Consider the following 13360-nt stretch of genomic DNA (forward strand, 5'->3'; position numbering starts at 1 on the left):
TTCCTCAGATGTTGAAAGCTGGTTCGATGACTTTGGAGAAGAAGCTCCGCGTCCGGGGTTCACGGGGATTCGCGAAGATCTCCTGGGGACTGCCTTGCTCAACGATCTGGCCCTGATCCATGAAGACCACGATGTCTGCGACGTCGCGGGCGAAGCCCATTTCGTGCGTGACGATGATCAACGTGGTGCCGGAGGTGGCGAGTTCGCGGATGACGTCCAGGACTTCGTTGACCAGCTCCGGATCGAGCGCCGACGTCGGTTCGTCGAAGAGCAGGATCTTAGGGTCAAGGGCAAGCGCCCGGGCGATGGCAACGCGCTGTTGCTGGCCGCCGGACAACTGCCGCGGATAGGCGTCGGCCCGGTCCTTGAGGCCCACGCGGTCCAGGAGTTCCAGCCCGCGCTTGCGCGCTTCGGCCTTGTTCCGGTGGAGCGCGACGACGGGTGCTTCCGTCACGTTTTCCAGCGCGGTGAGGTGCGGGAACAGGTTGAAGTTCTGGAACACCATGCCGATGTCCGTGCGTTGCTTGAGGATGTCCTTTTCGCGCAGTTCGTGCAGCTTGTTTCCGCGGACCTGGTAACCCACCAATTGGCCGTCGATGGTGATGTACCCGCCGTCCACCTTTTCCAAGTGGTTAATAGTCCGCAGAAGCGTGGACTTACCCGAGCCGGAGGGTCCCACGATCACGGCGACGCCGCCTGGCGGCACCGTCAGGGACACACCCTTGAGGACTTCCGTTCCCCCAAAGGACTTGCGGACGTTGGTGATTTCCACGTGGCCGCGGGTTGCAGCGGCGGCTGGCGCCGCCGTCGTCGGGCTCTCAGCGGGAAAAGCAGCGGTGCTCATCGGGCGTCCTTCGCTCGGTCAAGGTTCACGGGTGCGTGGGTGGCAAAGAACTTCCTTGCCTTCTGCAGCGGAGTGAGCGGCAAGTTGCGGACGGCGCCCTTCGAATAATGCCGCTCGATGTAGTACTGGAAGACGCTCAGGACCGAGGTAATGGCGACGTACCAGAGGGTCGCCACGAGGAGCAGCGGAAGGACTTGCTGGGTGCGGTTGTAGATGACCTGCACGGTGTAGAAGAGCTCGGAATAGGCCAGGACGTAGACGATTGAGGTGCCCTTGACCAGGCCGATGATCTCGTTGAAAGCGGTAGGCAGGATGGCCCGCATGGCCTGCGGCAAGACGATCCTGGTGGAGCGTCGCCACGCCGGAATGCCTAGGGCCGCGGCTGCCTCGAGCTGGCCCTGATCCACCGAGAGGATGCCGCCACGGATGATCTCCGCCGAGTACGCCGCCTGGTTGAGGGTCAGGCCCAGGATTGCCGCAGCGAATTGGCTGATGAGCGTGGTGGTCTGGACCTCGAAGAAGCGGATATCCGTGAAGGGTATGCCCAAGCTGATTTTCTCGTAGAGGTAGCCAAGGTTGTACCAAAGCAGCATCTGCACCAACAAGGGAGTGGAACGGAAGATCCAGGAAAACGTCCAGGACACCGACAGCAGCAGGGGCGAGGCCGACAGCCTCATGAGGGCCAGGATGAAACCGAGGACAAAGCCGAGCGCGCCGGAGATGGCCGTCAGCTTGAGTGTCTCCACGAGGCCGTTCACCACGGACTGCGCGGTGAACCATTGCGCCACCACGCCCCACTCCCAGCGCGGATTCGTCGCGAGGGACCAGGCCACCGCCACGACGCCAAGCGCCACCACAACCGTGCCTACCCAGCGCCATGGATGCCGGGCCGGGACCAGCTTGTAGCCGGAGTAGTCGGTTGGGGCACCCGGGGCGGCAGCACCCTCGGCTGCACTCCGGGCGGCGGCACCCGGCCCGGCGGCCGGCGTCGGGCCTTCCGTGACGGCGCTGGCGGGCGCCGGTTCCGGTGCAGATTGCTGTGCGGACTGCGCCACTGTGGTTGCTGCTGAACTCATGCGCCACCTCGCTTCGTATGGGTTGTTGGCTATCGGATGGCTGCCAATCTAGGGGCGCTCCCGAAGCGGCTGCAAGGCAGGTTTTTGCACTTCTTCATGGGGATTCATCGCGCTTCGCGCGGCTTCATACGGAGCCATATGAGTCCGTTCTTTGCGCTTGTTGACGCACCGTGACGCGTGGTGAACGGCCGTTACCCGGGCCTCGACCGAGGGCCCGCCGGGTCCCTAGGCTCGGGTACCACCAGCCACCGCCAACAGGAGTTGCCATGCCGCCCTTCGCCCCCACGATCGTGTTCATTGGCGGTGGCCCGCGCTCAGCCGGCATCCTCGAACGGCTCGCGGCCAACAGGTCCGGCCTCTTCGACGGGCCCCTCTCCATCCACGTCGTCGAGCCGTACGAACCCGGTTCCGGGAGGATCTGGCGCTATGACCAGAGCCCGGGACTACTGCTCAACTCCACGGCCGCGGACGTCACGATGTTCACCGACAACTCCGTGGCCTGCGACGGTCCCTCCGTTGACGGTCCGGGCCTCGCCACATGGGCAACGGGCGTGCTCGACGGTTCCATCCGCGACGTCCCGGAGTTGGAAGCCCACCTCCTCGAGCAGCTCCGGGTGCTGACACCGGCCTCGTTTCCTAGCCGGCAGCTCCAGAGCAAGTACCTCGAGTGGTTCTTCCGCCGGGCCGTCGCGGCACTCGGCCCGGACGTTTCGGTGACGGTCCACCGGGACACGGCAACCGCCGTCGAACGCCACTCTCCGGAGGGTCCGGGAGGGCCCGACGGCGGTGCGAAGTACCGCGTGCGGCTCGCTTCTGGCGGGGTGCTGGAGGCTGACCTCGTGGTGTACACGCTGGGCCACACGGACTCCCGCGCCGAGCCGGAATCGGCGCGGTTGGCCGAGTTCGCCGCCCGGCACGGCGGGTTCCACGCGGCGCCGTCGTACACCACCGACGTCGACTATTCGGCGATCGCACCCGGCCAGGACGTCCTGGTTTCGGGCATGGGGCTGGCGTTCGTGGATCTGTTGGTGCTCTTGTTCGAGGGCCGTGGCGGCCGCTTCGAAGACAGGCCCGACGGCGGCCTGGACTATGTGCCGTCCGGCGCCGAACCGCGGCTCTGGGCAGGCTCCCGGCGCGGAGTGCCGTACCACTCCAAGATCTCCTCCACCCTGCGCGGCGAACCCGTCGGCGCACCCCGGTACTTCACCGCGGACGCCGTGGAGTTGCTGCTCGCCGCGCACGAGGAGCTGGATTTCCGTACCCAGCTGTGGCCCCTCATCGCCAAAGACGCCGGCTACGCCTACTACCGCGAGCTCTTCACCGGCTATCCGGAACGCGTCCACGGCGGCTGGGACGAATTTTCGGCGCGCTTCGATGCCCTGGATTGGTACAGCCGCGAACGCGAAAACCTCGTGGCCTCGGCGGTCCCGGACCCGGCCCTCCGTCTCGACCTCGAGGCCCTGGACCAACCGTTCAGCGGTTGCGCCTTCGCGGACCATGCCGCGGTGCAGAGATCAGTGGCGAACTACATTGAACGCGACCTCAAGCTCCGCACGAGTCGCGACCATTCGGAAACCCTGGCCTTGTTCACGGCCCTGCTCCGGGTCTACATGGAACTCGGCCGGCTGGTCCCTCAGGAGCGGCTCAATTCGCGCTCCCAACAAGCGGTGCATGGTTGGTGGCACGGCTTCTTCAGCTTCGTGGATTCCGGCCCGCCGCCGCACCGGCTGCGCGAAATCCTTGCCCTGCACCGGGCCGGATTGTTGCAGTTCCTGGGTCCGGGCATGTGGGTGCGCCCGGACGAGGCCAGCGGGCGGTTCGTGGCCGGTTCCTTCCAATCGCCCGTGGTGGTGGACGCGGCGGCGTACATCGAGGCCCGCTTGCCGTCGCCGTCGGTGGCGCGATCGGCCAACCCCGCGCTGGCGGACCTGCACGACGTCGGTTGGGGCACCGAACAGTCGCTCCTCACCTCGGACGGTCCCCACTCCACCGGTAAGCTGTTGGTCTCGGGTTCGCACGAAGTCCTAGCTGCCGACGGCGTGCGGCAGGCGGGGCTTTTCGCCGTCGGACCCTGGACCTCGGGTTGGGGCGCTGGCGCGTTCGCTCGGCCCGGCACCAACGCAGCGCCGTTCCGCGAGAACGACGCCCTGGCCCGCCGCCTCCTGGCCGAACTCTCCGCCCCTCACCCAACCAGCTCCGTCCACCCAACCAGACCAGCCCACCCAACTGACTCGCAGTTGTTGTCGTTTTGACGCTCCATAACGACAACAACTGCGAGTTAGTTGGGGACATTCACGAAAGGTAAGCCATGACAACAACGCCGACCCTGCCGCCGTCGGGCCTTTCCGTCCTGACATTGCCCATGCGCGATCCCCGCGTCAAGCCCCTCCTGGACGAACTCGCCGTCGAATACACCACGCGCTACGGCGACCTCTTCGGCAGCGGAGGCGCGGCCGAGGAACTCAACAGGTACCCGGCTGGCGAGTTTGCCGCACCCCACGGCGCGCTGCTCATTCTGCAGGAGAACGGGGAAACCGTGGCTGGCGGGGCTTTCCGCCGCTACGACTCCCGCACGGCGGAGCTCAAGCGGATCTGGACGCATTCGGCGCACCGCCGTCGAGGACTGGCCCGGGTTGTCCTCGCGGAACTGGAAGCCGAGGCATCCCGCCGCGGCTACCGCCGCATCTACCTCACCACCGGTCCGCGGCAGCCCGAAGCCAAGAACCTGTACCTGGCCACGGGCTACACCCCGCTGTTCGACGTCGACGCGGATCCGGAAGAGATCAAGCACCTGGCGTTCTCGAAGGACTTGGCGCCCATCGAGGCGTGAGCCTACCCCACAGCCTGGCGCGCCGCGGCTTCGATCCGGGCGCGGTGATCGGCCCATTCTTCGGTGGTTCGCTGCGACAGGTTCAGGTCCCCCGGACCTTTCCCCGCCGAGCCGTCGATCAGCTCACGAAGTATGTCGGCATGCCCCAAGTGCTGGGCTGTCTCGACGCACATGTGCACCAGGATTTGATGGAGCGTCACGCGTCGGCGTTCTTCCGGCCACCACGGCACTTCCCCCGGAGCGTCGAGTGGGAGCGATTCGATGGTTGCATCGCTGTGCCCGGCCGAGAAGCGGTGCAGTTCGATGATCTCTTCCCTGCTCTCTTCCTGCGGAACCCACAGGTCCGCGTCAGGTTCGGCATCGTCGGCAAACCACGGTAGATCCCGGCCGCTCGGCCGGCCAAAGACCTCCCCGAAATACCCAAGCTCCACACTGGCCACATGCTTGACCAGTCCCAAGAGGTTGGTGCCGGTGGGGGTCATGGGCCGGCGGACGTCGTACTCGTCGAGTCCGTCGAGCTTGGCGATGAGCTCGCCGCGACGGGCGCGCAGATATTTGAGCAGAACCGCTTTGTCATCCATCCGGGCACTATACCGTTGCGGAGCACGGCAAAACTTTCCCGCCACACCGCGGCCCTGGACCACTAGGCTATGCGCATGGCCAAGAAAACAACAGCTGAAAAACTTGCCACGATCCAGCAGGGATACACCCTCGATGGGCCCACGATCGAGCTGGGTGCCGCCATCGTCGACGGCGAAGTCCACAAAGAGGCCCAAGTCCGGTTGCCGCTGTCCATGATGAACCGGCATGGCTTGGTGGCCGGGGCCACAGGCACCGGCAAGACCGTCACCCTGCACATGATGGCCGAACAGCTGTCCACGGCCGGCGTCCCCGTCTTCCTGGCGGACATCAAGGGAGACCTTTCAGGACTCGCCACCGCGGCGACGGCCAGCGAGAAACTCACGGCCCGCACCGCAAGCCTCGGCCAAGAGTGGGTAGGCAAGGCCTTTCCGGTCGAGTTCCTCTCATTGGGCGGGGATGGCAACGGCGTTCCCGTCCGGGCAACCATCACCTCGTTTGGCCCCATCCTGCTCTCGCGCATCATGGAACTCAACGACACGCAGGAATCCAGCCTGCAGCTGATCTTCCATTTCGCCGACCAGAAAAAACTGGAACTGATCGACCTTAAAGACCTGCGGGCCGTCATCCAGTTCCTGACCTCGGATGAGGGCAAGGCTGAACTCGAAGACCTCGGCGGACTCTCCAAGGCCACGGCCGGCGTCATCCTGCGCGAACTCGTCAACCTCGAGGCCCAAGGCATGGAGAAGTTCTTTGGCGAGCCGGAGTTCGACACCGCAGAACTCCTCCGCACAGCCCCGGACGGCCGCGGCGTGATCAGTTGCCTTGAACTTCCCACGCTCCAGACCAAACCCATGCTGTTCTCGACGTTCCTGATGTGGTTGCTTGCGGACCTTTTCGAAGACTTGCCCGAAGCAGGAGACCTGGACAAGCCCAAGTTGGTGTTCTTCCTCGACGAAGCCCATCTGCTCTTCTCCGACGCATCCAAGGCCTTCCTCGAAGCCATCACCACCACTGTGCGGCTCATCCGGTCCAAGGGGGTCGGGATCTTCTTCGTCACCCAGACACCCAAGGATGTCCCTGCCGCCGTCCTCGGTCAGCTTGCCAACCGGGTCCAGCATGCCCTGCGCGCATTCACCCCGGAGGACGCCAAAGCCCTCAAGGCCACCGTGTCCACGTTCCCGGTGAGCGACTACGACCTTGAGGAAACCCTCACTTCCGCCGGTATCGGCGAAGCGGTCATCACCGTCATGAACGAAAAGGGCGCGCCCACGCCCGTGGCGCTGACCAAGCTGCGTGCCCCGGAATCCGTGATGGGACCCAGCACGGACGAACTGATCCGCAGCACCATCGCCGCTTCCCCGCTGCTGCCGAAGTACGGCACGGCCGTGGACAACATTTCGGCCTACGAGAAACTCACTGACAAAGGGACCGCGCCCTCCACCGGAGAAGCCGCACCAGGTCGGCCACCGGTACCAGCCTCCGTTGATCCTCGATCCGTGGACGCCGAAGCCCGCAGGATAGAGGAAGAAATCCTTGGCCGTCCCAGCAGCCGCCCGCTACCAGGCTCCGAAGCGTGGCCGCCCGCACCCGCGCCGGTCCAAACACCGGCTCCGCAGCAAGGCGGCGACGGCATGATGGGCGATCTCGCGGGCGTCCTGGGTGGTGCGCTCGGCGGCGGAATCAAAAGCATGGCACGGTCCTTCGGCACGCAACTCGGCCGGGAATTGCTCCGCGGAGTGTTCGGAACCTCATCGCGCCGGCGCCGCTGAAACGGAGCTGCCACCCGCCGTCGGACTCTTCCCAAATGCGTGTCCAGATGTCACGGGAGGGGAAGGATGCCGGGGTATTGCGGAACCGGCGGGTAACGTAAAGGGCGTGCAGTTGAGTCAAGCGTTGGTCAAGACCGCGGCCGGGTGGCTGCTCGGTCTGATGCTTGCTGTGGCCGCTGCGATCGTTTCCATCAACCTGGTGAGCAACTCCATAGCCAGCCCCCAGCAGCAAGTGCGCGATTACCTGTCGGCCCTCCAGCAGGGGCACGGCGGGGAAGCCCTCGGACTCCTGCACGCCTCCGTGCCCAACGCCAATGCGGCCATGCTGGACGGTACCGCCCTGCAGACGGCGGCGTCGAAGATCACTGATATCAAACTCGGCAACGCCGAATCCCGTGGCGGAAACCGGGTGACGGTCCCCATGGACTACCAGATCGACGGCAAGGCGCTGCATTCGGACTTCCTCCTGGAACGGACGGGCACCGAGTGGCTGTTCTTCGGCAAGTGGTCCTTCGTGCCGTCATCCTTGCCGACCATCGAGGTCACCGTGGTGAACGCCAACGAGGCCACCCTGAACGGCGTCCCGGTAAACTTGCCCAACGGCCGCAACAGCTTTGCCGTGTTTTACCCCGGCCAATACGAAGCCAGCCTCGCCGGCAAATACTTCTCGGCGCCGACTACCAGCACGTCAGTGACCACAGGCGCCCTGCCGCAGGCGCCCCTCAACCTTTTGACCAAGCCCACCGACGCCATGATCAAGGTGGTGAGCGACAAGGTCAAGGAATTCCTGGACACCTGCGCCGCGGATGCCACCAAGCAGCAAAAGCTTCAGCCCGATTGCCCGTTCTACCACGTGACCAACAGCCGGGTGGTGGACGGGACCATCAAGTGGCAGATCACGGAGTACCCCAAGGTCAGCATCGACCCCTTTAACGGGCAGTGGGTCGTGGCGCCCCTCAACGGCAAGGCCAAGGTAACCGCCCGCGAAATCGACCTCTTCAGCGGACTGGTCGGCGACCTCAGTGCCGTTCACGACTTCAGCTTCACCACACGGTTGGACATAGGCGCGGACACCATCACGGTCACGCCGCTGGTCAGCTTCTAGGTTCGGCTGCGGCCCGCCCGGTCCAGCCAGCCCCTGCCTAGTCCATCCCGCGCAGGTCAAGCACCAACTCGGAGTCGCCGTCGGCCTGCAGGACCACGGGGATGCCCCAGTCTTGCTGGTAGAGGTGGCACGCGGCGTGATCCGGGATTTCGCCGTCCTCGGTTTCCGGGCCATCACACGCAGCCGCGCGGGCCGTAATGTGGAGGATTCCCTCCGGAACGTCCGCGGACAGCTCGACGGTCCGCAGCAGCCCTACCGACGTGCCACCGCCGGAAAGCAGCAGCTCAGGCGGGGTCGACGAGATCTTCAACTGCGTGGGGTCGCCCCAGCGGTCGTCGAGCTTCTGTCCCGTCGGGGCCGTGAAGCGCACGGTGAGCTCCAGGTTTCCCGGCGCCACGGGGCTCTTGGGCCGCTGCGTCTGGGATGCTCCCTCGTCCACCTGCTGGGCTTCCTTGGGGATGGGAACAAGGACCAGTTGGTGCTTGTTTGATTCCACCACCACCAGCAGCGGTTCGCCGCCTTCCGGGTAGACCACGACGACGTCGCTCGGCTCGGCGAGTCCCCTCGCCAGGGTGGACACTGCCTTCGTGGCGGGATCGTAGCGCCGAACGGCACCGTTGTAGGTGTCTGCGACGGCCACGGAGCCATCGGGGAGCACTGTGACGCCGAGGGGGTGCTGCAGGCGGGCTTCCGTGGCCTCGCCGTCGCGGAAACCGAAATCGAACAGGCCCTTGCCCACGGCCGACTCAACAGTCACACCTGATTCGCCTACGACCAGCCGGCGCAGCGCCGAGGTTTCGGAGTCGGCCACCCAGATGTTGTCATCCGCATCGACGGCCAGGCCGGAAGGCTGGGCGAACCAGGCTTCCTCGGCGGGGCCGTCAAGCAAACCTTCAAGGCCCGAGCCGGCCAGGATGGATACCTCGCCGCTGAGAGGCTCAAAGGCGAAGATCTGGTGCGTGCCGGCCATCGCGATGACAACGCGCTGCAGCTTCTCGCTCCACACCACGTCCCACGGCGAGGACAGGGACACCCCGGTCCCCACACCAAGTACCCCGACGTCGAGTGCGTCGGCCGCGAAGTCAGCCGGACCGCCGTCGGGGTGTTCAGCCCAAACGCCGGCACCGCTTTCCGTCACACGGGCAGGGCCGGCGTCGAGCAGGCGCTGCACGCCGTTGCCGACAACAGTCTGCACGTAGCCCGAGCTGAGCGTGACGCCGCGGAGGCGGTGGTTCACGGTGTCCGCGACCACTGCTTCGTAGCCAAGCTGCCAAGCCAGCGACGACGGGAGCACCGCCACGCCCTGCGGCTCGTTGAACTGCGCGATTTCCGCCGCACCATCCAGGTAACCCTTGGTTCCGGAGCCGATGACACGCTCAACCGTCTCAAGGTCAGGACGAAGTTCCACCAAACGGTGGTGGCCGGAATCGACCACCAGGTAGTTGCCGTTGTCCAGCTGGGTCGCCTTGCCGGGGAAGCGCAAGGTGCCCGACGTCGGGACGGGAGCCACGTAGGGGCCGTCGCCGCGGTGAAGGGTCCCCTTGGCTTCGTGCTCGGCCACGAGTTCCTCGAGGAGCACCGCAAGGCCGTCTGCGTGGCCCTCACCGGAAAGGTGCGCCACGATGTAGCCCTCGGGGTCCACAACCACCAGCGTCGGCCAGGCGCGGGCCGTATAGGCCTTCCACGTAGCGAGCTCGGGGTCGTCCAGGACGGGGTGGTGGATTTCGTAACGCTCGACGGCGGAAGCGAGGGCCACGGGATCGGCCTCGTGCTCGAACTTGGGAGAGTGCACGCCGACCGTCACCAGGACGTCGGAGTACTTCTCCTCGAGGGGGCGCAGCTCATCCAGGACATGGAGGCAGTTGATGCAGCAGAACGTCCAGAAGTCCAACAGCACGATCTTGCCGCGCAGCGCTTCCAGGTCCAGGGCCTTCCCACCGGTGTTGAGCCAGCCACGGCCCACCAGTTCAGAGGCGCGGACACGCAATTGGGTGCGTACGGTTTCGCTCATCAGCGTCCTTCCAGGTTGGTCTTGCCTTCGGGCTGCTTGGAGTCCCGATCAATCAGTTTCGCATCGCGGTCTGCAAGCCGCGCAAACATATCGTTGTAAGCATTCAGGTCGGCGTCGTTATTCCTGTCCGCCGCCCGGTCGGTGCGTTTGGTCTCCCGCTCATCCGAACGCGACCACATGACCGCGACGCCGATCGCCACCAGCAAGGTGGGAACTTCGCCGATTCCCCAGGCCACGGCGCCGCCTGTCTGCTGGTCGAGCAAAGCCGATGGTCCCCAGGTCCGGCCGAGGTTGCCGAAGTAATCGGCGGCGAGCAGTCCAGTGCCTCCCATGATGGATACGCCGAAGAAGGCGTGGAAGCCCATCGTGGCGAGCAAGAGAAGCAGCCGCATCGGGTAGGGCGCACGACGCGGCAGCGGGTCCGTGCCGATCATGGTGAGGACGAAGATGTACCCGGTGAGCAGGAAGTGCAGGTTCATCAGTTCGTGGCCCACGTGCTCACGCATCGCCCAGCCGAACGCGTCCGAGAAGTAGAACAGGACGATCGAACCGGCAAAGTTCGCCGCGGCGAAGAGTGGGTGGGTCACCACTTGGGAGAACTTCGAGTGCACGAACACCAGGAGCCATTCACGAAGGCCACGGGAGCCATCTCCGCGTGATCCCTCGCCGCGCGACGGCAGGGCCCGCAATGCCAACGTCACCGGGGAACCCAGGACCAGGAACAGCGGCGCCACCATCGTCAACGCCATGTGGTCCACCATGTGGGCGGAGAACAGTATGCGGCCGTATACCGACGGCGGCCCGGACGTGATGTAGGTCAGGACGAGCAGGCCGATCATCCAGTTCACCGCACGGAACCACGACCAGGAGTCACCGCGGCGACGGACCTTGGCCACGCCAAGGATGTAGCTCGCCGCGCCGAAGAGGGCCACAGCCACCCAAAGCCAGTCGAAGCGCCACTCGGTCAACCATCGCGCGGGCGTCAGTTCGGGCGGCAGCTCGTAACCGGACAGGATGAAGGCCGGCGAGGCGTCGGGCGCGTAGGTGGTGGGCAGCGGCGGTGCCGAACTGGCCAGCGCGACGGCGAGTCCCGACGTGGCGCCCATCACCAGAAGTTCAACCAACACCAGCTGCCACAGCACGCGGCGCGTGGTCATCGACTTGCGGCCCAGCTGCGGGATCACCCACTGGCGGTGCATGAAACCGATGCCGCCGAGGACAACGGTGGCAAGCGCTTTCGCCAGGATGATCTGCCCATAGGGGGTGCCAACCAAGGCCGAAAAACTGGTCACACGAATGCTCGCGTTCACGACGCCCGAAGCGAAGACCAGCACGAAGGCGAAGCCGGCCAACGCGGAGAACCGGCGCAGGGTCTGCTCAGTAATGTCCTTGGTGCCTGTTGCCTTGGAACCTCGCAGGAGGCTCGAGAGGACCGCAAGCATGATGATGCCGCCCACCCAGGTGGACACGCCCACCAAGTGAAGGCCGAGCGAATTGATGGCGCCCTCGTGGTCGTTGGAACTCGCGGAGTGCCCGATCAGCGCACTCGGGATTAGTCCGCCCAGGGCCAGGACGAGCGTCAGCGCTAGTCCCGCCAGCGAGCGGACGCCGAACAGCGCCGTCGTGACAATCGCAGCGATGATCGTCACGGCGAGCCACGCCTGGCCCGTCTGGATGTCCGTCATGAAGTAGACGAGGGATGCAGTGAACTGCGCGTCCCCCGAGAGGCTCTGCCCGGCCACATCCGAGTACGTCAACACAAGGACAGCGACGGCGGAGAGCGTCCAGGCAGCGCCTGCTGCTGCCGCTACGGCCAACGCACGCGCGAACGCCGGGTGTTCCGGGGCGTCATCGCCCCTGGATCGGGACAGGTGCTTGGGAAGGATGACGACGGCGAAGATCAGCCCGCCGATCACAGTCGCCAAGGAGACGTTGTGAATGGCTTTGGCGACGGGCAGCCCCCAACGCACCAAGGCGCCCGGGTCAGAGACTTGGCGCGCGGCCGAGGCGCCGGAGAAGATCAATGCGCCCGCTAGAGCCAGGAAGAGCGCAGCGAAGCCCGCAAGCTGCCACGGTAGGGAGATCCCCTCCACGGCAGCGCCTGCCTTCGTTCCCGGCTTGGAAGCGGGCGAGGGGGCAGTGGAGGGAGTTTTGGCTGATGGCACCTATCCATTGTCCGCTAACGTCGGCGGCGCGGCGAATCGAGCGGGTTAAAGCAGAAAGGCGGCAACCCGCAGGTTGCCGCCTTTCCTAGGCGTTCGCCGAAGTGTCTTACTTCTTGGCGACAGCTGCCTTCAGCTTGGAGCCGGCGGTCAGCTTGACGCTGTGGCCAGCGGCGATCTGGATGGTCTCGCCGGTCTGCGGGTTGCGGCCCGTGCGAGCTGCGCGGTCGGTGCGCTCGATGGCGAGCCAGCCCGGAATGGTGATCTTCTCGCCAGCGGCGACGGAAGTCTCGAAAACTTCGAACAGGGCATCGAGCACGGAGTTGACTGCAGCCTGGCTGGTGCCAGCCTTGCCAGCTACCTCGGAAACCAGTTCGCTACGGTTCTTAGCCATTTGTGTCCTCCTGGACTTTACGATTTTGGAGCCCACACACGGCATGCGTGCGAGCCACTGTTCGAAAACTTACCAGCTTGGGAGGACTCGGCCAGCAAATTCCGCGTGTTTCCGCGCTTTTTTGACCAAATTCACCCTATTTCGGGCGCTTTTGGGGGTCAATTCCGCCGCGGGCGAACTCCCGAACCCCCGACGCTCGCTCACTTATAGGGGGTTTTGAGCGGACGCTCGCTCACGTATGGCGGGTTCTGGCGGGACGCCGGCTCACATGTGGCGGCTCCTGGCGGGACGCCCGCTCACATCTGCCGGGTTCCGGGCGGACGCTCGCTCACATCTGCCGGGTTCCGGTCGGATGCCGGCTCACATCATGTGGGCGGGCGTGGGCCGTGGAACCCGCATGTCTGAGCGGGGGTCCGGGGAAACCGGGTCATATGTGAGCGGGGGTCCGGGGAAACCGGGCCATAGGTGGGCGGGGGTCCGGGGAAACCGGGTCATAGGTGAGCGGGGGTTGGCTCGTGTGTCGTGTGTTGGGGTGTGTTAAGTGGGTCAGGCCCCGACACGGTGTGTCGGGGCCTGGCCGGTGAATG

Annotated in this window: 10 protein-coding genes; 4 read left to right on the forward strand and 6 right to left on the reverse strand. The window is 65.4% G+C overall.

Going from position 1 to position 13360, the window contains the following annotated elements; genetic code table 11:
• Nucleotides 1–4: 4 nt before the first annotated feature.
• Both VLA65_RS18360 and VLA65_RS18365 read right to left on the reverse strand, forming a co-directional pair.
• On the reverse strand, nucleotides 5–844 hold the full coding sequence (locus tag VLA65_RS18360; RefSeq protein ID WP_284991119.1) for an amino acid ABC transporter ATP-binding protein: 840 nt from the start codon (nucleotides 842–844) through the stop codon (nucleotides 5–7).
• Nucleotides 841–1920, reverse strand: a complete 1080-nt coding sequence (locus tag VLA65_RS18365) for an amino acid ABC transporter permease (RefSeq protein WP_332603327.1) — start codon at nucleotides 1918–1920, stop codon at nucleotides 841–843. The genes VLA65_RS18360 and VLA65_RS18365 overlap by 4 nt, the downstream gene beginning before the upstream one ends.
• Nucleotides 1921–2186: 266 nt before the next feature.
• On the opposite strand from VLA65_RS18365, the gene VLA65_RS18370 reads away from it, so the two are divergent.
• Complete coding sequence (locus VLA65_RS18370) at nucleotides 2187–4172, forward strand: FAD/NAD(P)-binding protein (RefSeq protein WP_332603328.1); 1986 nt, start codon at nucleotides 2187–2189, stop codon at nucleotides 4170–4172.
• Nucleotides 4173–4228: 56 nt separating this feature from the next.
• Nucleotides 4229–4750, forward strand: coding sequence for a GNAT family N-acetyltransferase (locus VLA65_RS18375; RefSeq protein WP_284991114.1), 522 nt, complete (start codon nucleotides 4229–4231; stop codon nucleotides 4748–4750).
• A 2-nt stretch (nucleotides 4751–4752) separates the two neighbouring features.
• On the opposite strand, the gene VLA65_RS18380 is transcribed toward VLA65_RS18375, so the two are convergent.
• Nucleotides 4753–5331, reverse strand: coding sequence for a DinB family protein (locus VLA65_RS18380; protein ID WP_332603329.1), 579 nt, complete (start codon nucleotides 5329–5331; stop codon nucleotides 4753–4755).
• A 75-nt stretch (nucleotides 5332–5406) separates the two neighbouring features.
• Between VLA65_RS18380 and VLA65_RS18385 the strand changes: the two genes are divergently transcribed.
• Both VLA65_RS18385 and VLA65_RS18390 read left to right on the forward strand, forming a co-directional pair.
• The gene (locus tag VLA65_RS18385) at nucleotides 5407–7101 is read left to right on the forward strand and encodes a helicase HerA-like domain-containing protein (RefSeq protein WP_332603330.1); all 1695 of its coding nucleotides are present in this window, start codon (nucleotides 5407–5409) and stop codon (nucleotides 7099–7101) included.
• A 112-nt stretch (nucleotides 7102–7213) separates the two neighbouring features.
• Entirely contained in the window at nucleotides 7214–8206 is a 993-nt protein-coding gene (locus VLA65_RS18390; RefSeq protein ID WP_253257532.1) for a hypothetical protein, read from the forward strand.
• Nucleotides 8207–8243: 37 nt separating this feature from the next.
• Here the strand turns inward: VLA65_RS18390 and VLA65_RS18395 are convergent, their stop codons facing one another.
• From VLA65_RS18395 to VLA65_RS18405, 3 genes are all read right to left on the reverse strand, one after another.
• Nucleotides 8244–10217 (reverse strand): NHL domain-containing thioredoxin family protein, encoded by a 1974-nt coding sequence (locus tag VLA65_RS18395; protein WP_332603331.1) that lies wholly within the window; start codon nucleotides 10215–10217, stop codon nucleotides 8244–8246.
• Nucleotides 10217–12382, reverse strand: a complete 2166-nt coding sequence (locus VLA65_RS18400; protein ID WP_332603332.1) for a cytochrome c oxidase assembly protein — start codon at nucleotides 12380–12382, stop codon at nucleotides 10217–10219. The genes VLA65_RS18395 and VLA65_RS18400 overlap by 1 nt, the downstream gene beginning before the upstream one ends.
• Nucleotides 12383–12488: 106 nt before the next feature.
• Complete coding sequence (locus VLA65_RS18405) at nucleotides 12489–12773, reverse strand: HU family DNA-binding protein (protein ID WP_184739845.1); 285 nt, start codon at nucleotides 12771–12773, stop codon at nucleotides 12489–12491.
• Between the last annotated feature and the right edge of the window lie 587 nt (nucleotides 12774–13360).

This window comes from Arthrobacter sp. S2(2024) (assembly GCF_036662515.1).
Taxonomy (GTDB): domain Bacteria; phylum Actinomycetota; class Actinomycetes; order Actinomycetales; family Micrococcaceae; genus Arthrobacter.